Source organism: Massilia niabensis, assembly GCF_042655085.1.
Classification (GTDB): Bacteria; Pseudomonadota; Gammaproteobacteria; order Burkholderiales; family Burkholderiaceae_D; genus Telluria; species Telluria niabensis.
The window spans coordinates 1-20,986 of record NZ_JBHSMU010000004.1 but is presented as its reverse complement, the minus strand read 5'-3'; the positions used below and the strand labels follow the sequence as shown (position 1 = coordinate 20,986).

The following is a 20,986-nucleotide window of genomic DNA, read 5'->3' as shown; positions in this document are numbered from 1 at the left end:
GATGGGCGGATCCCGAGGAAAAAGTGAGCGCCCGGATTGACGGGGTAACACAAGGTGCAACGGCTGGTGCAGACGGCAGGTGGCGCGTGAGCCTCGCGCCCATTGCGGCTCGTCTACACCAGTCGGGATGGTCGTCTCCGGGACTTGCCTTGGCATCGCGCGAAGCTGGCTCATCGACGAAATTGATAAACTTCCTCGAACGAAGTGCCTGATCGTTACAACGTCTGCTTCACGTGTGTAATCCCGAGTTCGTCATAAAGTTCGTAGATCACTTCCAGCATGTTCGTTAGCTCGGGAGAGCGGTCCATGTGGCGCGCGCTGAAGATGATCGGAGATACGGCCTGACGGTCATCCAGAGGCCGATAAACCACGTCCGTGCGGATCATCCCCTGGAGGCTTTGCGGGACGATGGCTACGCCTTGGCCGGCCCCTACGAGGCCGATGGCAATCTGCAGCTCGCGCACCTCCAGTACTTTTTGCGGGACCAAGTTGCGTTCCTTGAACGTTGCCAGCACCTGGTCGGCGAAACTCGGGCGGGGGCTTTTCGGGTACACCAGCAGCGCCTCCTGCGTCAATTCGGACAGCTTCAAGGGATTTTCCCCCGCAGCCAGGCGGTGTCCGGCCGGGAGCGCCACAATCAGCGCTTCCTCGCGCAGCATGATCCGCCGGATCGCCGGATCTTCGCTCTTCAAACGGCCAAACCCGACGTCGATCCGGCCCTCCTTGAGGGCCTGCAGCTGCTCCATCGTGGTCAGCTCGTGAAAGCTGATGTCCAGCGACTGGTAGCGATTGCGAAAGCGGCGCACGATTTCGGGCAGCAAGCCATAGAGGGTCGACGCGACGAATCCAATGGCGAACTTGCGGTCGATCTTGCCGACCCGCTGGGTCATCGCTTTCAGGTCGGCCGCTTTGTCCAGCAGCTCCTGGGCGTGCGCATGGAAGAACTTGCCCGCCTCGGTCAGGCGCAAGGGCCGCGGGCCTTTTTCGATCAGTACTACGCCCAGTTCTTCCTCGAGCTGCTGGATCTGCCGGGAGAGCGGCGGCTGCGCCATATGCAGCCGCTCAGCCGCGCGCGTGAAATTCTTCTCGTCTGCAACGGTGACGAAATAGCGCAGGTGGCGCAACTCCATATTCATACCTCCAAGGTATCGAAGCGATACTAAATCAGTGTTGGACGACCAATATTTTCGGGAATATCGTGTAGTCACCTTCACACATTATACGAACCGACTATGATCCGCGAAATAGAAACGACGCTTGTCGATGTCCCGACGATCCGGCCGCACAAGCTGTCCGTCGCGACCATGAACACGCAGACGCTGGTTTTGGTCCGGATCCTTTCTGAAGACGGGATCGAAGGCTGGGGCGAAGCCACCACCATCGGCGGCTTGAACTATGGCGAAGAAAGCCCGGAGAGCATCAAGGCGAACATCGATGCCCACATCGCACCGCTGGTCATCGGAATGGACGCAAGCCGCGTCGCACTCGTCATGGCAAAGCTGCGTAAGACCATCCAGGGCAACCGCTTCGCCAAGTGTGCGATCGAGACTGCGCTGCTGGATGCCCAGGGCCAGCGCCTTGGGGTCGCAGTAAGTGAACTGCTTGGCGGGCGGGTGCGCGACACCTTGCCGGTAGCCTGGACGCTCGCCAGCGGCGACACTGCCAAGGACATCGCGGAAGCAGAAACCATGCTGGAAAAGCGCCGCCACCGCATCTTCAAGCTCAAGATTGGTGCGCGCAGCGTGCAGGACGACGTCAAGCATGTGCTTGCGATCAAGCGCGCACTTGGCGACCGCGCAAGCGTTCGGGTCGACGTCAACCAGGCCTGGAGCGAGCTCGAGGCAGTTCGCGGCATGGCGGCACTGGAAGCCGGCGGCATCGACCTGATCGAGCAGCCGGTGCGCGCCGAGAACCGGGGCGCCATGCGGCGCCTGGCCATGCGCTTCGACGTTGCTTTGATGGCTGATGAAGCGCTGCATGGTCCAGTCGACGCGTTCGATATCGCGCGCAACGGCGGTGCCGACGTCTTCGCCGTCAAGATCGCGCAGTCGGGCGGCCTCATCCCCGCGCAGCAGGTCGCCACCGTCGCCCAGCTGGCCGGCATCGGCCTTTACGGCGGCACGATGTTGGAGGGCGGTATAGGCACAGCCGCTACCGCCCATCTTTGCGCCACCTTCGCCGACCTGTCCTGGGACACCGAACTGTTCGGCCCGCTGCTTCTGACCGAGGAAGTGCTCGAGGAGCCGCTCGTCTACCGGGATTTCGCACTGCAGGTACCGACGGAGCCGGGCCTGGGCGTGCGGATCGACACCGACAAACTGCGCCGCATGCGCCGCAAGTAATACCAAGGAGGAGACCACCATGCTGTTTCACGTAACGATGGAAGTCCAGCTGCCCCCAACCATGCCGAAGGACCAGGCCGACGCCCTGAAGGCGGAAGAAAAGGCGCTCGCGCAGCGCCTGCAGGAAGAGGGCAGCTGGCGCCACCTGTGGCGCGTCGCCGGGAAGTACGCCAACGTCAGTATCTTCGACGTGCCCGGCAACGAAGAGCTGCACGCGCTGCTGATGTCGCTGCCGCTGTTCCCGTACATGCGCATCGAGGTAACACCCCTGTGCCGACATCCGTCATCAAGCCGTGCCGGCGATCTTTGAACGAAAACTGAGACCAACTGGGAGACAAAAATGAACCACCAAGAAATCGACCAACTAGCCAAGGCATGGATCGTCGACGCGGCCGACCGCCCCGCCAATCCACGTGTGCAGGCCATCGTTTTGCGTCTGGTCGCCGACCTGTGCAAGGCCATGGAAGACCTGGATATCCAGCCGAGCGAATTCTGGAAGGGCGTCGAGTTCCTTACCAACGCCGGCAAGAACAATGAACTTGGGCTGCTCACGCCGGGCCTGGGCCTCGAGCGTTTCATGGACATTCGCGCCGACGAAGCCGAAGCACGCGCCGGGATCGAGGGCGGCACGCCGCGCACGATCGAAGGCCCGCTGTATGTAGCCGGCGCGCCGGAAAGCCAGGGCTTTGCGCGCCTCGACGATGGCAGCGAGAGCGACCAGGCCGAGGTGCTCTTCATGCAGGGCACTGTCTTCGATGCCGACGGCAAGCCGCTGCCGGGCGCCAAAGTCGAAGTCTGGCACGCGAACCTGCTCGGGAACTACTCGTTCTTCGACTCGTCCCAGTCTCATTTCAACCTGCGCCGCACCATCATCACCGATGCCCGGGGGGGATACGGCTTCCAGACCATCATGCCGAAGGGTTACGGCTGTCCGCCTGGCGGCAGCACCGCCACGTTGCTTGACCATCTCGGCCGCCACGGCCAGCGTCCTGCGCACATTCACTTCTTCGTCAGTGCCCCGGGCCAGCGCAAGCTGACCACCCAGATCAACATCGACGGCGACGAATACCTGTGGGACGACTTCGCCTTTGCCAGCCGCGAGGGCCTGGTGCCGCCGGTGACCCGTGTCGACGATCCTGCCGCGATCGCGGCACGCGGCCAGGACAAGCCATTCGCATCGATCGATTTCGACTTCCGCCTGCACCGCGAAGTCGCCGAAGCGCCACCCGCACAAGTCGAGCGCCAGCGCGCCGCCGCCTGAGCCAGGCTACAAGGAGACTTTCATGATTCCGATTCATCCTGTGTCCGCCAAACCGGCGGCAGTGGCGGAGCTCGACCTCGATTCTCTGCTGATCGAAAACCACGAGACCGGTGATTACCGCCTGCACCGCAGCGCCTTTACCGACGAGCGCTTGTTCGAACTCGAGATGAAGCACATCTTCGAGGGGAACTGGATCTACTTGGCACACGAAAGCCAGATCCCGAACAACAACGACTATTACACGACCACGATGGGTCGCCAGCCGGTGTTCATCGCGCGTAACCGCCAGGGTGAGCTGAACGCGTTCATCAACGCCTGCAGCCACCGCGGCGCCCAGCTCTGCCGCCTGAAACGGGGCAACAAGGCGACCTATACCTGTCCGTTCCACGGCTGGACCTTCAACAACAGCGGCAAGCTGCTGAAGGTGAAGGACCCGGAAGACGCGGGCTATCCGGAGTCCTTCAACAAGGAGGGCTCGCACGACCTGAAAAAGGTGGCGCGCTTCGCCAACTACAAGGGCTTCCTGTTCGGCAGCCTGAACCCGGACGTCCCCTCGATCGAGGAGTTCCTCGGCGGCGCAGCGACGATCATCGACATGATCGTCAACCAGTCACCAAGCGGCCTGGAAGTGCTCCGTGGCGCCTCGACCTATACTTTCGAGGGCAACTGGAAGCTGCAGGCCGAAAACGGCGCCGATGGCTACCACGTTTCGGCCGTGCACTGGAACTATGCCGCCACGACCAACCGCAGGAAGGAACAGCCGGCGGAGCGCGAGGACAAGATCCGCGCCATGGATGCCGGCAAGTGGGGACGCCAGGGCGGCGGCTTCTACGCGTTCGACCATGGCCACATGCTGCTCTGGACGAAGTGGGCCAATCCCGAAGACCGGCCCAACTACCCGCGTCACGCGGAGTATGCAGCACAGTACGGCAAGCCGACCGCCGACTGGATGGTCGAGCGTTCGCGCAACCTGTGCGTGTATCCGAACGTCTACCTGATGGACCAGTTCGGTTCACAGATCCGCCTGCTGCGCCCGATCTCGGTCGACAAGACCGAAGTGACGATCTACTGCATCGCCCCGAAAGGCGAGTCCGACGAAGCGCGCGCGCGCCGCATCCGCCAGTACGAAGACTTCTTCAATGTGAGCGGCATGGCCACGCCTGACGACCTGGAAGAATTCCGCGCCTGCCAGACGGGCTACGCCGGCAGCGCCATGCCGTGGAACGACATGTGCCGCGGTTCGACGCACTGGATCCAGGGGCCGGACGAGGCAGCGAAGGAAATCGGGCTCGCACCCGTGCTGAGCGGCGTGCGTACCGAGGACGAGGGCCTGTACACGGTGCAACACCGCTACTGGCTCGATGTCATGCAACGTGCGAAAGCGTCGCAGGCCGCACCGTCCACGCCATCCTTTGAACCGGCCGCATGCAGCCATGGAGAGCCATCATGAGCATCACCATCAACGACGTCGCCGCTTTCCTGTACCGCGAGTCGCGCCTGCTGGACGACGAAGCCTGGGACGAATGGCTCGATTGCTACGATCCGGACGCGCAGTTCTGGATGCCCTCCTGGGACGACGACGGCCAGCTCGTGAACGACCCGCAGCGCGAGATCTCGCTGATCTACTACCCGACCCGCCAGGGCCTGGAAGACCGCGTCTTCCGGATCAAGACGGAACGATCGAGCGCTACGGTACCCGACACGCGCACCAGCCACAATATCGCCAACATCGAGATCGAAAAGCAGGAAGGGACCGTCGTCACCGTGCGCTTCAACTGGCACACGCTGAGCCACCGCTACAAGACCGATTTTTCCTATTTCGGCATGTCGCGCTACACGATCGACTTCGGCGCAGGGTCAGACAATGAGGCGCCTCGCATCCTGGACAAGTACGTCGTACTCAAGAACGACTACATCCACCAGGTTATCGACGTGTACCACATCTAAAGCAACAAACGACGGCCCTCACCGGCCAAGGAGACAGACGATGAGCCATCACATCGCCCTGCAGTTCGAAGACGGGATCACCCGCTTCATCGCGTGCAACGACAACGAAACGCTGTCCGATGCCGCCTATCGCCAGCGTATCAACATCCCGCTCGACTGCCGCGACGGGGCCTGCGGCACCTGCCGCGCGCATTGCGAGTCCGGCAGCTACGACATGCCGGCGTCCAGCTACATCGACGACGCGCTTGAACCCGACGAGGCGGCCCAGGGTTTCGTGCTGGCTTGCCAGATGCGGCCGAAGTCGAACTGCGTCGTCAAGATACTGGCCACCTCGGAAGCATGCAAGTCGGGCGCCCACAGCTACAAGGGAAAGATCGCCGCAGTCGAGAAGTTCTCTCCATCGACGATCCGATTCGCCATCGACGTTGAAGAGGGGGCGGCTCCGGGCTTCCTCCCCGGCCAGTACGTCAACGTCGCGATTCCGGGCACCGAGCTGACCCGCTCGTATTCCTTCAGTTCGCCTCCTGGCGGGGGCCGTGTTGAATTCGTCGTGCGTAACGTCCCGAACGGACGCATGAGCGACTACCTGATGAACGGGGCCGGCGAGGGCGACGCCATTACCTTCCTCGGCCCGTTCGGCAGTTTCTATCTGCGCCCGGTGACGCGGCCGGTGCTGTTCCTGGCCGGCGGCACCGGCATCGCTCCCTTCCTGTCGATGTTGGGGAGCCTTTCGAGGAGTGGCTTCCCGCATCCGGTGCGGCTGGTGTACGCGGTCACGAACGACTACGACCTGGTGGGCCTCGATGAGCTCGAGCGCATTGCAGGAGCCAACCCGAACTTCACTTACGTCACCTGCGTGGCTGCGCCCGAGAGCGCGCACCCGCGCAAGGGATACGCCACCGCGCATGTCGAGCCGACGTGGATGAACGACGGCGAGGTCGACGTCTACCTTTGCGGCCCGCCACCGATGGTCGATGCGGTACGTGGCTGGCTGCTTGATACGGGCGTCACTCCCGCCAGCTTCCACTACGAGAAATTCTCGCCAAATGTTGGAACATCAGCAGGAGCATCAGCATGAGCACAACCGTGGCCGACCGTGGACGTTTTGCAGACAAAGTCGTCGTCGTGACCGGCGCCGCCCAGGGAATCGGGCGTGGCGTGGCACTGGCGGCGGCGCGCGAAGGGGCCAGGCTGGTGCTGGCCGACCGTGCCCGTATCCTCGAGGAGGTGGGTGCCGAGGCCCAGGGGCTGGGAGCGCTCGTCACCCTGGTGAACGTGGATCTGGAAACGTATGCCGGCGCCCGCACGCTGGTCGATACCGCGTTGGGCGAGTTCGGCCGCATCGACGTACTGGTGAATAACGTCGGCGGCACGATCTGGGCCAAGCCCTTCCAGGAATACGAGGAAGCGCAGATCGAAGCCGAGATCCGCCGCTCGCTGTTCCCGACACTGTGGTGCTGCCGCGCCGTGCTTCCAAGCATGATCGAACAGCGCAGCGGATCGATCGTCAACGTCTCGTCGGTCGCGACGCGTGGCATCCACCGCATTCCGTATTCGGCGGCCAAGGGCGGGGTGAATGCCCTGACGGCGAGCCTGGCCTTCGAACATGCGCAGGATGGCATTCGCGTCAATGCGGTCGCCACCGGCGGCACCGAAGCGCCGCCCCGCATCGTACCGCGCAATCCGAATCCGCTCAGCGACAAGGAACAGGTCTGGTACCAGGGCATCGTCGACCAGACGATCGCCTCGAGCCCCATGCATCGCTACGGCACGATCGACGAACAGGTCCGCGCCATCCTGTTCCTTGCCTCCGATGAAGCCTCCTACATCACCGGCACCGTGCTGCCGGTCGGTGGCGGCGACCAGGGGTGAACATGGCGACCATTCCTCTCAACGGCGCCGTACTGCACTATCGTTGCGATGGGGACCGTACGCGGCCTACCGTCGTGCTGTCGAATTCCCTGGGCACCGACCTGTCGATGTGGGACGCGCAGGCTGCGGTCCTGGCGACGCGCTTTCACGTGGTCCGCTACGACACGCGCGGGCACGGCGGCTCAGTTGGCAAGTCCGGCGCGCCCCCAGGCCCGTACACGATGGACCTGCTTGGTGCAGACGTGCTGGCGCTGCTGGACCAGCTTGACATCAAACGCGCGCATTTCGTCGGCCTGTCCATGGGCGGCGTCATTGGCCAGTGGCTGGGCGTGCATGCACCGGAACGCCTGGACAAGCTGGTGCTGGCCAATACCGCTTCACGTATCGGCACGGCGGACGCTTGGGTTGCGCGGGCTGCGGCCGTGCGCGCCCAGGGCATGAATGACATTGCCGCCGGCTCCCCGGGGCGCTGGTTCACGCCGGAGTTCGTCGCCCGCCAGCCAGTCATCGTCGGGACGATGCAGAAAACCCTGCGCAGCCTCGACCCGGGCGGCTATGCGGCCTGCTGCGAGGCCCTGGCCATTGCGGACCTGAGCACGGACATTGAGCGCATCGGCGCGCCGACGCTCGTGATTGCAGGAACCCATGATCCGGTGACGACTGTCGTTGATGCGGAGGGGCTTGCCCGCGTGATCAAGGGCGCCAGCCTGGCGGCGCTGCCCGCGTCGCACCTGTCGAACATCGAAGCGCCGGACCGGTTCACCGACGCGGTCATGACGTTCCTGGTGGCGTAAAGCAGATCATCAGCGGAGACACGCATGCAACAGTCTCGACATGACAGGCAAGGGGATGCGGCGTTAAAGGCGCAGCACCCCGACGCCACGATTGCGGCTCCCGCGGACGCGGGCTCCGCGCCCGGTCCCAGGTGGTCCGACTGGTCCGCCTCCAGCGTCACGGCGGGCTTCCTCGCAGTGCTGGTTTCCTTCACCGGGCCGCTGGCGATTTTCTATCAGGCGGCGCAAGCCGCGCAGGTCGACAGCGCCACCTTCGCCTCCTGGGTCTGGGGCATCTCGATTGGTGCTGCCGTCTCGGGCATTGCGCTGAGCTGGATACTGCGGGCACCAGTCATTACGGCCTGGTCAGCGCCCGGCACCGCCTTGCTGATTACGCTGTTTCCGGACCTGTCGTTGAGCGAAGCCGTCGGCGCCTACCTCACCGCCGCCGCGATCCTGCTCGTTATCGGCCTGTCCGGCCGCTTCGACCGCATCATGGCCCATGTGCCCAAGGGGGTCGCCAGCGGCATGATGGCCGGGATCCTGCTGCCGTTCGGCCTCAACGCCTTCCGCTCCACCGGTTCGCTGCCGCTGCTCGCTTTCGGCATGATTGCCGCCTACCTGGTGTTCCGGCGCTGGGTCCCGCGCTACAGCGTCATGCTGCTGCTGGTCGCCGGTGTACTGCTGGCGCTCGCGTCCGGTTCCACCCATTTCTCCGGTGTCAGCCTGCAGCTGGTCGCACCGCAATTCATCGTCCCGGCATGGTCCTGGTCGTCCACCTTCAGCCTGGCGCTGCCGCTGGTGCTGGTCACGTTGACCGGCCAGTACCTGCCGGGCATGGCGGTGCTCCACACATCCGGCTACGCGGCCAACGTGCGTCCCATCATGACCGTCAACAGCGTGGTGTCCCTGGCGGTGGCGTTCACCGGCGGCATCACGATTGCCATTGCCGCCATTACGGCCGCCATGTGTACCGGCCCCGATGCGCACGAGGACCCCCGCCGGCGCTACGTGGCCGGCATCGCCAACGGCGTCTTCTACCTGCTGGCGGGCCTGTGCGGGGGGTCGATCGTGATGCTGTTCGCCGCGCTGCCCAAGGAGCTGGTCGTAACGCTGGCCGGCCTGGCGCTGCTCGGGCCGATCCTGTCCAACCTGGCCGGGATCATCGTCGCGGAGGACCACCGCGAAGCGTCCGTCATCACCTTCCTCGCCACGGCATCGGGCATGAGCTTCTTCGGACTCGGTTCGGCCTTCTGGGGCATCGTGATCGGGATGGCCGCCTGGTGGATTCTGCACGCAAGCGCAGCGGGAGGGCAGGAAAAACAGAAGTAAATCATGCAGTAACGCAGGTAGTAAGCCCAAGGTTCGCACCATAACTTTAACGATAACGGAGACACGTATCATGCGACACATCGACATCCACAAAATCGCCGACGGGGCGACATTCAACCGCTTCCACGGTTCACTACTGCTGTGGTGCGCCATCATCATCATCTGCGATGGCTACGACCTCGCCGTGGCCGGTATCGCCGTCCCTTCGATCATGAAGGACATGGGCGTCACTGCCCAGAACGCGGGCTTCATGGTCAGCTCCGCGCTGTTTGGCATGATGTTCGGGGCGATCAGCCTTGGCACCCTGGCCGACCGCATCGGCCGGCGCTGGGCGATCGCCATCTGCATCGCGCTGTTCAGCGTGTTCACGGCTGCCGCCGGTCTCGCCGACGACCCATACACGTTCAGCGTGATGCGCTTCCTGGCGGGTCTGGGAATTGGCGGCGTCATGCCGAACGTCGTCGCGCAAATGACCGAATACTCGCCGCGCAAGATCCGCGCCACGATGGTGACGCTGATGTTCAGCGGCTACGCCGTCGGCGGCATGCTGGCCGCCATTCTCGGCAAGGGCCTGATCGAGCAGTACGGCTGGCAGTCCGTGTTCCTGGCGGCCGGCGTGCCGGTGCTCCTGATTCCGTTCGTCCTGAAGTCGATGCCTGAGTCGATGCCCTTCCTTGTCAAAAAAGGCCGTCTCGACGAGTTGAAGGCCACGCTGCAGCGTCTGGACCCGGCGTACCGTGCCCAGGCCGGGGACAGCTACGAGTTGCCGGCCGTCGACCGCGCATCCGGCGCACCGGTGGGCAAGCTGTTCCAGGAAGGCAGGGCGTTCAGCACGGTGATGTTCTGGGTCGCCTTCTTCATGTGCCTGTTCATGGTGTACGCCTTGAGTTCGTGGCTGACCAAGCTGATGGCCGGTGCCGGCTACAGTCTCGGCTCGGCACTGACCTTTGTGCTGGTGCTGAACTTCGGCGCCGTGATTGGCGCGGTCGGCGGCGGATGGCTGGCGGACCGCTTCCACATTAAATATGTGCTCGTGGGCATGTATGCGCTGGCCGCGGTATCCATCTCGCTCCTTGGTTACCCGGTGTCGACCCCGGTCCTGTTCCTCCTGGTTGGCCTGGCGGGCGCCTCGACCATCGGCACCCAGATCGTCACCTATGCCTATGCGGGTCAGTTCTATCCGAGCGCCGTACGTTCCACGGGCATCGGCTGGGCCTCGGGCGTCGGACGCAGCGGGGCGATCCTCGCGCCGATCGTGATCGGCACGCTGGTCGGCATGGCGCTGCCGCTGCAGCACAACTTCATTGCGATTGCCATCCCTGCAGTGATTGCCACCATCGCCGTGTCGCTCATCAGGCACGAGCGCTCGGCAACGGCAGCGAACGACATCGCGGTGCAGCGCGTGGCCGACGCGGCTTGATCGAACAGGAACAAACGGAACGCACTGCACTGATGACGCGTTTTGGCGTCACGATGATGTCAAGGATGCGCGGCCCGGCCGCGCAAGGAAAGGCGACAAGATGATAGACAAGACCTATGAAACGCTCGCACAGGCCGTCGCGGACGTGCACGACGGCGCGACGGTCATGATCGGCGGCTTCGGCAACGCCGGCATGCCCTCGAGCCTGATCGACGCCCTGATCGAACAGGGGGCGCGCGAGCTGACGATCGTCAACAACAACGCCGGCAATGGCGACACTGGCCTGGCCGCGCTCCTGAAAGCCAGGCGGGTGCGCAAGATCATCTGCTCGTTCCCGCGCCAGGCAGACTCGCACCATTTCGATGCCCTGTACCGGGCCGGCGAGATCGAACTAGAGCTGGCCCCGCAGGGCAACCTGGCCGAGCGCATCCGCGCGGCCGGCGCCGGCATCGGCGGTTTCTTCACGCCGACGGGCTACGGCACGCAGCTGGCCGAAGGCAAGGAGACGCGCCTGATCGACGGCCGCCACTACGTGCTCGAGTCGCCGATCCATGCCGACTTCGCATTGATCAAGGCCCTGCGCGGCGACCGCTGGGGCAACCTCGTGTACCGCAAGACCGCGCGCAACTTCGGCCCGATCATGGCGATGGCGGCGAAAACCACCATCGCCCAGGTGGCCGGCATCGTCCCGCTCGGGGAACTCGACCCGGAGGTCATCGTCACCCCGGGAATTTTCGTCCAGCGCGTCGTCAAGGAGGCAGCATGAATCGATATACGCGCGACCAGATCGCCCAGCGCGTCGCACAGGACATTTTCGAGGGCGCCTACGTGAATCTCGGGATCGGCCTGCCGACCATGGTCGCCAACTTTTTGCCAGCCGACCGCGAGGTCTTCCTGCACAGCGAGAACGGCCTGCTCGGCATGGGCCCGGCTCCGGCGCAAGGCGAGGAAGACGACGACCTGATCAACGCCGGCAAGCAGCCAGTCACCTTGTTGACTGGCGGCGCTTACTTCCACCATGCCGACTCGTTCGCGATGATGCGGGGCGGCCACCTCGACATCTGCGTGCTCGGCGCCTTCCAGGTCTCGGAAAAGGGAGACCTGGCCAACTGGCATACCGGAGCCCGGGATGCGATCCCTGCCGTGGGCGGTGCGATGGACCTGGCGCTCGGCGCAAAAAAAGTGTTCGTGATGACGGACCACCAGACCAGGGCTGGCGAGAGCAAGATCGTACGCGAATGCAGCTACCCGCTGACCGGCGTGGCCTGCGTGAACCGCATCTACACCGACCTGGCCGTGCTCGACGTGACCGCGGACGGACTGCTGGTGTGCGAGATGGCGCCGGGACTCACTTTCGACGAGCTCCAAGCCCTCACCGACGCGCCCTTATTGGCGCGCTGAACGGAGCAGATCACCATGAACGGGCGCCAGCGCCGAGAGCTACAAGGCGCAGGACGCGGATTGCCGCTGCCACCACGTGCGCCCAGGCACGGATGCGGCAAGACGTACAAAAAAAAGACCCGCCGTTGCGGGCGGGTCTGAAATCCAATTCTTTTTGAGAAGAGCTGGAGGAGACAGATCCAGTATGCTGCACTACAACATGAAGGTCTAATTCTATTTTCGCATTGCCGACATGTGCGCCGTGAATGTCTGCTGTGCTCCGTTTGATGAGGCCATCCAGGCCGTGTCCGACCTGAGCGCGCCGGCTGCCACGTCCGCAGTTGCCCCTTAATCGAGGTTTTCGTGGTGATCCGCGACGCCGCGTTTCCAGTAAGCGGAGACACGCATTGCCTCCTTCGTCAGGGATTTTTCAAGCACCAGCACCTCGCGCAGGCGCCGCATCGCGCCTGCCTCTCCGGCTGCCCAGGCGAACCCGTCGCCGGGCGGCAGCGGTAGGGCGCGCACGGCCTCCAGCAGTGCAGCCTCGTCGTCTACCCAATGCACCTCGACATTCGCCTCGGTAGTCGGAAGGAGCCGGTCGCCTGCGCCGACGGACGCCAGGACGAGCACGCGGGCGCCCGCCGGCAGCTCGGCAAGGCGGCGCCGGATCGCCGGCAAGGCCGAAGCGTCCCCTGCCAGCAGGTGCCAGTCGAGATCCAGCGGGACGATCATCGAGCCACGTGGGCCGCCGATGGTGGCTCGCTGGCCCGGCTGCGCCTCGCGTGCCCAGTTGGACGCGGCACCAGTGCCGTGCAGCGCGAATTCGATCGTCAGTTCCCCCGATTGCGCGTCGAAGCGCCGCGGCGTATAGTCGCGGCGCACCTGCTCACCGTCGGGACCGTCGAACATGAATTTCACGTGGTCGTCGAACGACATCGACAGGAACCCAGCCAGCGACTCGTCGCGGAAAGTGATTGCCACGAAGTGTTCGCCGAGCGGAGCAACTTCGGACACCACCACTTCGCGCAAGCGCAGCTCGTGGCGGACTCGTTGAATTGTTTTTTGGTTCGCGTACGCCATTATGAGTCTTGAATTAGTTGATAATGTCTCCTATTATGAAAAAACACGTTGATAAAGTCAACCAAAATGAGGCGAAGCTGGCGCACGATGTTTTCGACGCCATCCATTCGATCATGCACCTCCATCGTTCGCGCCAGTTCCGCGCACCGTGCGAAGGCGAGGCCGAGCTGACGCATATGGAGGGCAAGGTGCTCGGCTTTTTCGGGCGTCATCCGGATGCAACGCTGAGCGACCTCGTGGCCCACTCCGGACGCGACAAAGCGCAGCTGACACGCTTGATTCGCTCCCTGCGCGAGCGTGGACTGCTGGACACGCAGCCTGACGCGCTTGACCGGCGCAGCACGCGCCTGCGCTTGAGCGCAGCGGGCGAAGCGGTCCATGCACAGCTGCACAGTTACGGCGCGATTGCGGCCGAGCAGGCACTGGAAGGGCTGGGCGAGGCCGAACGGCGGCAGTTGCTGGCGTTGCTGGAGCGGGTGCATGCGAACCTGGCCAAGCCTTGAGTGCATGAGCTGCAAGACATGGCTTCCCGACCTGCTGGAAATGCACATCGCGGCGTATGGCGGGCTCGCCTGCATCACCGGTTGATGCGGTTGGCTGCGTTGGCCAACAGGCTTGACGGCGCAGGCGACGCCACGATCGAAGGTGGTGTGGCAGTCCTGACGATAGGTTCGGCCATCTTCCGATCGCAGGATTTGCTCCACGAGCCATCCGTCGACCCGCGCGTCAGGCGTTGCCTGGGGCTGCTCCTCAACAGGTTGGCGCGGGTCGGCAAGCGTCCGCAACGGGCCCTGCACACCATGCGGCGTGCGGAGGCGCTGCTGTCCGTCCAGGTCCCGGCAGAGGCGGCATTCTTCGGCACCGCGAACAGACTACTCGCAAATCACCTCGAGTTCTTTCGGACAGGCCGCAATCCCTGAAAAGGCAAGAAAGCCCGTCAGCCTTTGCTGACGGGCTTTCTTGCCTTGCGTTTCCAATCTGCCTGCCAGCGCTGCGCTGGCGTTTCGCCGGATCGCTACTGGCAGCTGAAGCTGGCCGCATCCTCGATGCTGCCGCTACCCTTGTAGCGCGCCACCTTCGGGAATGGGCACAGCGGCCGGGTACGCGTTGCGGACCAGTTTGCGGGCAGGTCGGCATTCACGCCCGCGGCATTGCCCGCACCCCGCGCACTGGCGATAACGCTGTCGGGGGCCTGGCCTTTTTCGACCCAGTTCACCAGCGGCGTCAACATGTCGAACTGGTCGGTCGCGGGTCCGCCGGAGCAGTGGTTCATGCCCGGCACCGGGAAGTAGCGCGCGAAGTTCGAGGCGTCGAAGTCATTCGCCGTACGCAGCGCGTGGTACCACGCCCGCGTGTCGTCGCTCGAGAAGATCGGGTCGCTCGTGCCGTGGTAGACCATCATCTTGGCGCCCCGGTTCTTCAGGGTGGCGAGATTCGTGGCGTTCGGCGGCAGCATGAACGAGATCGCGCTCTCCGGATAGGTCGAGCTGGTCGCGTTGATCCGCGCCAGTATCCCGTCCAGGTTAGCGTTAAGAACGAAGTCGCGGCCATTGAAGGTCGCTGGATCCGAAGGCGGCACGGACCAGATAAAGGCGACGGCGCCCGAATCGCGGTCGATCGGCGCGCTGAACTTCCAGCTTGCCCAGCCGTTCGTCGCCAGCCCGGCGTCGTACGGGAAGCTGGTATAGATCGTCGCGCCCGATTCGGTCTTCGCGCCGGCGAACAAGGCGGCAATGCCGGTCTTTTGCGCCGGGTTCAAGCAGGTGCCGTCGCGCGTGCTGGTGCAGGTCGGCACATCGCGGTTCAGGTCGAACACGGCCTGGCAGGCCCCGACATCCTGGACCATGCCGTCTGTCGCGCCGTCGAGCGCGTCGCACTTGCCGAGCACCGCGTTCGAGACCAGCAGGCGTTCGGCCTGCGTAAAGCCAGTGGCGAGGTCTCCCGGCGTGCTGGCCAGCGAAGCGTAGGTCTTGGCGCCGGCGATGTTGGCCACCGCGGCCAGGGGCAAGCGATAGCCAGGGTTACCGACCAGGAAGCCGTCGTACTGGTCGGCGTAGCGGGCAGCCGCGACCATGGCATGGCGTCCACCGTTCGAGCAACCGCCGATATAGGAGCGGTCGGGCCCCTTGCCGTAGGCGGTCCGGATCAGGCTTTTGGCCATGGGCGTGAGCTTGCCAATCGCTCCGTAACCATAGTCGAAGCGGGCCTGCGGGTCGATGCCGAAGAACGGCGTCGGCCCGCTGTGGCCGGCGTCAGAACTGATCACGGCAAAGCCCTGGTTCAGCGCATTGTCGAGCGGCGATGCGCCAGCCGGACCGGTCGCCGTGACAACGCTGCCGTCGATCCCGCCATTGGCCTGGTAGAAGAAGCGGCCGTTCCAGTTCAGGGGCAGGCGCATCTCGAAGCCGATCGCGTAGTTGCGGCCATCGACCGGGCTGACCCGGCGCAGCATCTGGCCGGTGACCTGGCAGTGGGCGGGGACCGGCTTGCCGGCAACGGTAAGGGTTCCTGCCGCAATCGGGTTGGCCGCCGTGATGGTGGTGTCGGGGTAGCTGATGCGGGTAACGAGGTCAGCGCAGGCACCGAGGGTGGCCCCAACGGCTGGCGTCAACTGCGGCAGTTGCGGCAGCGTCTGCGCGGGTGGGGCCGGTGGAACCGGTTGGGTAACGGGGTTGTCGTTGTCGCTGCAACCGGCCAGGCCGAGCGCCGAGACGGCCGAAAGGGCTGCGATGATGCCGATGTGTCGGGTGTTCATGCGTAAGCACTCCTCTGCTGGGAAACAGATCAATACATAAGGTTGGGGTGAACGGCATCCGCGCTGCCCTTGGTGAGGGCGCGCAGTTGCTGCGTACTGCCTGCTGGATGAGGCGAAAGGGCTTAGTCGGGCCGGACGTCCTTGAGGACGCCGATGGGATGGTTGACCAGCTTGCCGTTAACCTTCCGGACTTCGCGGATGTACATGTTCTGCACGATGTCGCGGGTCTTCGGATCGATGCTGATGGGTCCGCGCGGGCTGTTCCACTTCATGTTCGACAGCACTTTGACCGCCGCGTCGCCAGTCACCTTGCCGCCCAGCTGGCGGACGGTTTCGTAGATCATGCCGATCGTGTCGTAGGCGACGACGGTCACAAAAGTAGGCGCCGGGCGGCCCGGGTTCGCTGCGGCGTAGGCCTTCAGGAAGGTCCTGTTGGCGTCGTTGTCGAGTGCTGTCGAGTAGTTCAGCACCGTGACGGCGCCGAGTGCGCGGTCGCCCAGGGCTTCCAGGGTCGGCGAATCGCTCGTCATGTCGCCCACGCCGAGGAACCTGATGCCGGCCTTGTCCAGCCCTTTGTCGCTGAAGGCCTTGAGGAGGCCCGTGCCGTCTTCCACGCCCGGCGCAAAGAAGAACAGGGCTTCGGGCTTTTCATCCTTCACGCGCTGGACGAACGGCGAATAATCCGGGTTGGCCATCGGCGTACGCGAGGAACCGACGATCTTGCCACCGGCCTCGGTCAGGCCCTTGGCGAAGAGCTTTTCCGCGTCGTGCCCGGTGCTGTAGTCGGAGACCAGCGAATAGACCCTGTTGATCTTGTTCTGTGCGGTCCAGGTGCCGAATGGCTCGGTCATCTGCTGCATCGTCATCGACGTGCGCAGCATGTAGGGCGATTTGGCGGTGATGCCGGTCGTGACCGCGTTCATGACGATCATCGGCACCTTGGCTTGGGTTGCCACCGGCGCCACGGCGAGCGCGCTTGGCGTCAGCGAGAAGCCGACCAGGAAGTTGACCTTCTCGCGCGCGATCAGCTCCTGCGCCGCGCGCTTCGAGAGTTCGACGTTGCTGCCGCCGTCGTCGCGGTAGATGATCTGGATCTTCTTGCCGGCGACCTGGTCGCCGTGCAGCTTCATGTAGGTCTTGATGCCTTCCTCGAACGGCTTGCCGATGTGTACGAACGGTCCGGTCATTGCGGCAATGACGCCGATCTTGATCGTGTCCTGTGCAAAGACCGGGGTGCTGGCGAAGGGCAGGATGGCGAGGCCGAGGCAGGCGAGGGCTTTCAGTTTCATGTTGTCTCCGTGTCGTTGTAAGTTTTATGCTGCCGCAGTTACGCCGCGACGATCGTTGTTGAATCTGTTCCGTCATACATCGCATCGACCAGGGCGGCGCGGCGCTGCAGTACCGCGGCCTGGTTGATCGAACCCTTGTCGGTCTGCTCGCGGTGGTCGATCGACGGCGGCTCGCTGAGCAGGAGCATGCGGTCGACCCGCTTCGAGGAGCCGCTGGCGTCCACATTCAAGGCCTCCAGCAGGTGCTTGAAGAAAGCGCGCACCGGCTCGCTGGCCAGCACCTCGCTTGCGGCCGTACCCGGCGGCAGCTCCGAGAGCAGCAGGCAGTTGTCCATGCGCGGGAAGACGAGCAGGCCAATCGCGTGCCGGTTCAGGCCCGTGACCACCGCGTCCTGCACATAAGGCGCGCCCTGGCTGATGACGCGTGCGCGCAGCGGCCCGACACTGACAAAGGTGCCGGAGCTGAGCTTGAAGTCCTCGGCGATGCGTCCGTCGAACATGAAGCCCAGTTCGGGGTGCGCCTCGTCCACGAAGCGCAGGGCGTCGCCGGTGCAGTAGTAGCCGTCGGCATCAAACGCTTCCGCCGTGAGGTGCGGCGCCCGCCAGTAGCCAGGCGTCACGTGCGGCCCGTGGAAGCGCGCTTCCAGCTTGCCGTTGACCGGCACGAGCTTGACCTTGCAGCCGGGCGCCGGCACGCCGACGTAGCCTGCCTTGATGATCGGGCCGGTGCCGAAGGTGCAGGACGGCGAGGTCTCGGTCATGCCGAGGCCGGTCATGATCCGGATCGACTCGCCGCAGCGTCTCATCGCCACGTCGTCCAGGTGCTCCCAGGCGGCCTGCGACAGCCCGGCCCCGGCGCAGAAGAACAGCTTTACGCGCGAGAAGAAGGTCTCGGCAAGCTGGTAGTCCGTTTCCAGGGCCTCGGCCAGCATCTCCCATGCCACGGGAATGTTGAAGTACACCGTGGGCGCGATCTCGCGCAGGTTACGCAAGGTGGTGACGAATTCGCGCGGGGTCGGCCGGCCATCGTCGAGGTAGAGCGTGCCGCCGTTGTAGAGCACGATGCCGACGTTGTGGCTGCCCCCGAAGGTGTGGTTCCACGGCAGCCAGTCGAGCAGCACCGGCGGCTCCTTCTCGAAGAAGGGGAAGGTCTGCAGCAGCATCTGCTGGTTACTGCTGAGCATGCCGTGGGTGGTGATGACCGCCTTCGGCTTTTTGGTCGAGCCCGAAGTAAACAGGAATTTGGCGATCGTCGACGGGCCCACTTGTTCGTTGCGGGCGTCGATGCTCGTCGGCCTGGTCGCGAGCAGGCTGGCGAAGGTGGTGGCGGCGCGCCCCGGAACCTCGCCCTTTGCCAAAATCAGCTCGGTATCAGGCGGCAGCACGGCCTCGATGGCGCGCGCAAAGGCCGTGCCGTCGCAGGCAAACACCGCGCCTGGCGTGAGTTGCTCGATCAGGTCGAGCAGGTTGGCCGGGTCCGTGGCCACCAGCGAGTAGGCCGGGGAGAGTGGCGAATACGGGATACCCGCATACATGGCGCCGAGCGCGAGCTGGAAGTGCTCGAGGTCGTTCCCGGACAGGATGACGAGCGGGCGTTCTTCCGACAAACCGCGGTCCAGCAGCGCCTGGCCGATGTGGCGGACGTTCTCCAGTACGTCGGCGTAGGACAGGCGGATCCATTCGCCATCCGCGCCACGGCGGGCAACCAGCGTGCGCTCCGGGTGCGCACGTGCGCCCAGGACGAGACGGTCGGTAAAGCGCGCCGGAACGGGACCGAGCGGCGTGACGGCGTCGACATGCCAGGTACCGTCCACCTGGTAAGCGGCGATCTCGGGATTGCCGAGGTCGACATGACGCCGCCGCAAACCGGTGCCACAGTCCACAATCGAGGATTGGGTCATGAGCTGCTCCGTTCAGATCGGGAAGTGGCGTGGCGTGGTCTGGACCGTGATCCAGCGCAGGTCGGTGAACTCGGCAATCGCTGCCTTGCCGCCGAAGCGTCCATAGCCACTGCCCTTGACGCCGCCGAACGGCATCTGTGCCTCGTCGTGTACCGTCGGGCCGTTAATGTGGCAGATCCCCGACTCGATGCGCTGGGCGACCGCCATCGCACGGCCGATGTCGCGGCTGAACACCGCCGAGGACAGGCCGTACTCGCTATCGTTGGCCATGCCGATCGCTTCCTCGTCGGTATCGAAACGCAGTACCGAGACGATCGGGCCGAACGACTCTTCCTGGTAGACCAGCATTTCGGGCGTGACGTCATCGACGATCGCCGGCTGCATGATGTTGCCTTCGACACTCGTCCCCGACTGGGTCACGGTCGCGCCGCGTGCACGGGCGTCCTGCAGCATGGCGTCGACGCGGCTCGCTGCGCTCGGGTCGATCATGCCGGCCAGCGGCGCATCGGCGCGTGCCGCCTTGAGGGTTGCGGTCTTTGCTGCGAGCTTCTCGACAAAGGCCGTGGCAACTTTGCGGTCGACCAGGATGCGGTCGGCCGACATGCAGATCTGGCCCTGGTTGAAGAAGGCGGAAAACGCCGCCGCTTCCACCGCGGCATCGAGGTCGGCATCGTCGAGCACGACGACCGGGTTCTTGCCGCCCAGCTCCAGCAGCACGGGTTTCAGGTGCTTTGCAGCCTGCTGGGCGATGATGCGGCCGACCTTGGTCGAGCCGGTGAAGTTGATCCGGCGTACGGCAGGGGCCGCGATCAGGCGCTCGACCACCAGGGCAGCATCGTCCGGCGCGTTGGTGATGACGTTGACCACGCCCCCCGGGAAACCGGCATCGACGAACACCTGGCCGATCAGGCGGTGCAAGGCCGGGCACATCTCGGATGCTTTCAGGATCACCGTGTTGCCACAAGCGAGCGGCATGGCAACGGCACGCGTGCCGAGGATGATCGGCGCGTTCCATGGCGCGATGCCGACCACGACGCCGCAGGCCTGGCGCACGCCCATGGCGAGGGAGCCGGGCACGTCCGACGGGATGACTTCGCCGCTGATCTGGGTCGTCATGGCTGCGGCTTCGCGCAGCATGTTCGCGGCCAGGGTCACGTTGAACTGGTACCACATCGGCGCGCCGCCGGCTTCGTCGACAGCAGCCTCGACGAACTGGCTGCGCAGCGCTTCCATTTTGTCGGCTGCCTTCAACAACAAGGTGCGCCGGGCGCCCGGCGCCATGGTCGACCAGGCGGGGAAGGCATCGCGCGCCGCGGCGACCGCGGCATCGACATCGTCGAGCGTGGCGGCGGCGGCGCGGGTGGCGACTTCACCGGTAGCGGGATTGCGGCGCTCGAAGGTGGCGCCATTCGATGCTGGACGGGCGTGGCCGGCCAGCAGCAGGTCTGCTTGGAACATCAGAGGTCTCCTCTGTCAATGTCGATGGTAGGCGGCTACCCGAAAGCCGGGTGCCGCCGCCTTTATTATTCTTTATTGATGTGAACTGCGGTTCACTGCGGATGTGCTCCGCGCGCCGCTTATTTCTGGCGCTTGTAGGTCTGCAGGCCCGGCTTGATGGTCTTATCGTCCAGGAA

General features: G+C 64.5%; 20 protein-coding genes. 14 read left to right on the top strand and 6 right to left on the bottom strand.

Features of this window, described 5'->3' with window-relative positions; all coding sequences use genetic code 11:
* Positions 1-215 precede the first annotated feature (215 nt).
* Positions 216-1,130, bottom strand: coding sequence for a LysR family transcriptional regulator (locus ACFPN5_RS02710; RefSeq protein WP_379779855.1), 915 nt, complete (start codon positions 1,128-1,130; stop codon positions 216-218).
* A 102-nt stretch (positions 1,131-1,232) separates the two neighbouring features.
* Here ACFPN5_RS02710 and ACFPN5_RS02705 point away from each other — a divergent pair, with 102 nt between their 5' ends.
* The 12 genes from ACFPN5_RS02705 (at position 1,233) to ACFPN5_RS02650 (ending at position 12,348) form a co-directional block, all read left to right on the top strand.
* Positions 1,233-2,342 carry a muconate/chloromuconate family cycloisomerase gene (locus tag ACFPN5_RS02705; RefSeq protein ID WP_379779853.1) on the top strand — a complete coding sequence of 370 codons (1,110 nt, stop codon included), beginning with the start codon at positions 1,233-1,235 and terminating at the stop codon, positions 2,340-2,342.
* A 19-nt stretch (positions 2,343-2,361) separates the two neighbouring features.
* Positions 2,362-2,652 carry a muconolactone Delta-isomerase gene (gene catC / locus ACFPN5_RS02700; protein WP_379779851.1) on the top strand — a complete coding sequence of 97 codons (291 nt, stop codon included), beginning with the start codon at positions 2,362-2,364 and terminating at the stop codon, positions 2,650-2,652.
* 30 nt (positions 2,653-2,682) lie between these two features.
* Positions 2,683-3,603, top strand: a complete 921-nt coding sequence (gene catA, locus ACFPN5_RS02695) for a catechol 1,2-dioxygenase (protein ID WP_379779849.1) — start codon at positions 2,683-2,685, stop codon at positions 3,601-3,603.
* A 22-nt stretch (positions 3,604-3,625) separates the two neighbouring features.
* Complete coding sequence (benA, locus tag ACFPN5_RS02690; RefSeq protein ID WP_379779847.1) at positions 3,626-5,053, top strand: benzoate 1,2-dioxygenase large subunit; 1,428 nt, start codon at positions 3,626-3,628, stop codon at positions 5,051-5,053.
* Positions 5,050-5,550 (top strand): benzoate 1,2-dioxygenase small subunit, encoded by a 501-nt coding sequence (gene benB, locus ACFPN5_RS02685; protein WP_379779845.1) that lies wholly within the window; start codon positions 5,050-5,052, stop codon positions 5,548-5,550. The genes benA and benB overlap by 4 nt, the downstream gene beginning before the upstream one ends.
* Before the next feature lie 40 nt (positions 5,551-5,590).
* A complete protein-coding gene (gene benC / locus ACFPN5_RS02680) occupies positions 5,591-6,628 on the top strand; it encodes a benzoate 1,2-dioxygenase electron transfer component BenC (RefSeq protein ID WP_379779843.1) in 1,038 nt (345 codons plus the stop codon).
* Complete coding sequence (locus ACFPN5_RS02675) at positions 6,625-7,422, top strand: 1,6-dihydroxycyclohexa-2,4-diene-1-carboxylate dehydrogenase (RefSeq protein WP_379779841.1); 798 nt, start codon at positions 6,625-6,627, stop codon at positions 7,420-7,422. Before benC ends, ACFPN5_RS02675 begins: the two co-directional genes overlap by 4 nt.
* Positions 7,423-7,424: 2 nt before the next feature.
* Positions 7,425-8,216, top strand: coding sequence for a 3-oxoadipate enol-lactonase (gene pcaD, locus ACFPN5_RS02670; RefSeq protein WP_379779839.1), 792 nt, complete (start codon positions 7,425-7,427; stop codon positions 8,214-8,216).
* 24 nt (positions 8,217-8,240) lie between these two features.
* Positions 8,241-9,527 (top strand): benzoate/H(+) symporter BenE family transporter, encoded by a 1,287-nt coding sequence (locus tag ACFPN5_RS02665; protein WP_379779837.1) that lies wholly within the window; start codon positions 8,241-8,243, stop codon positions 9,525-9,527.
* A 70-nt stretch (positions 9,528-9,597) separates the two neighbouring features.
* Positions 9,598-10,947 carry an MFS transporter gene (locus ACFPN5_RS02660; RefSeq protein WP_379779835.1) on the top strand — a complete coding sequence of 450 codons (1,350 nt, stop codon included), beginning with the start codon at positions 9,598-9,600 and terminating at the stop codon, positions 10,945-10,947.
* Between the two features lie 100 nt (positions 10,948-11,047).
* Positions 11,048-11,713, top strand: a complete 666-nt coding sequence (locus ACFPN5_RS02655; RefSeq protein WP_379779833.1) for a 3-oxoacid CoA-transferase subunit A — start codon at positions 11,048-11,050, stop codon at positions 11,711-11,713.
* The gene (locus ACFPN5_RS02650; RefSeq protein WP_379779831.1) at positions 11,710-12,348 is read left to right on the top strand and encodes a CoA transferase subunit B; all 639 of its coding nucleotides are present in this window, start codon (positions 11,710-11,712) and stop codon (positions 12,346-12,348) included. The genes ACFPN5_RS02655 and ACFPN5_RS02650 overlap by 4 nt, the downstream gene beginning before the upstream one ends.
* A gap of 327 nt (positions 12,349-12,675) precedes the next feature.
* Here ACFPN5_RS02650 and ACFPN5_RS02645 read toward each other — a convergent pair whose 3' ends face one another.
* A complete protein-coding gene (locus ACFPN5_RS02645) occupies positions 12,676-13,407 on the bottom strand; it encodes a siderophore-interacting protein (RefSeq protein ID WP_379779829.1) in 732 nt (243 codons plus the stop codon).
* Positions 13,408-13,442: 35 nt separating this feature from the next.
* Between ACFPN5_RS02645 and ACFPN5_RS02640 the strand changes: the two genes are divergently transcribed.
* Both ACFPN5_RS02640 and ACFPN5_RS02635 read left to right on the top strand, forming a co-directional pair.
* A complete protein-coding gene (locus ACFPN5_RS02640; protein ID WP_379779827.1) occupies positions 13,443-13,910 on the top strand; it encodes a MarR family winged helix-turn-helix transcriptional regulator in 468 nt (155 codons plus the stop codon).
* Positions 13,911-14,327: an FUSC family protein gene (locus ACFPN5_RS02635; RefSeq protein ID WP_379779825.1), complete on the top strand. Its 417-nt coding sequence runs from the start codon at positions 13,911-13,913 to the stop codon at positions 14,325-14,327.
* Between the two features lie 95 nt (positions 14,328-14,422).
* On the opposite strand, the gene ACFPN5_RS02630 is transcribed toward ACFPN5_RS02635, so the two are convergent.
* The 4 genes from ACFPN5_RS02630 to ACFPN5_RS02615 form a co-directional block, all read right to left on the bottom strand.
* Positions 14,423-16,162 (bottom strand): tannase/feruloyl esterase family alpha/beta hydrolase, encoded by a 1,740-nt coding sequence (locus ACFPN5_RS02630; RefSeq protein ID WP_379779823.1) that lies wholly within the window; start codon positions 16,160-16,162, stop codon positions 14,423-14,425.
* Between the two features lie 122 nt (positions 16,163-16,284).
* Complete coding sequence (locus ACFPN5_RS02625) at positions 16,285-17,451, bottom strand: ABC transporter substrate-binding protein (RefSeq protein ID WP_379779821.1); 1,167 nt, start codon at positions 17,449-17,451, stop codon at positions 16,285-16,287.
* 38 nt (positions 17,452-17,489) lie between these two features.
* Positions 17,490-19,352: a feruloyl-CoA synthase gene (locus ACFPN5_RS02620; RefSeq protein ID WP_379779819.1), complete on the bottom strand. Its 1,863-nt coding sequence runs from the start codon at positions 19,350-19,352 to the stop codon at positions 17,490-17,492.
* A gap of 12 nt (positions 19,353-19,364) precedes the next feature.
* Positions 19,365-20,810, bottom strand: a complete 1,446-nt coding sequence (locus ACFPN5_RS02615; protein ID WP_379779817.1) for an aldehyde dehydrogenase — start codon at positions 20,808-20,810, stop codon at positions 19,365-19,367.
* Positions 20,811-20,986: the final 176 nt, after the last annotated feature.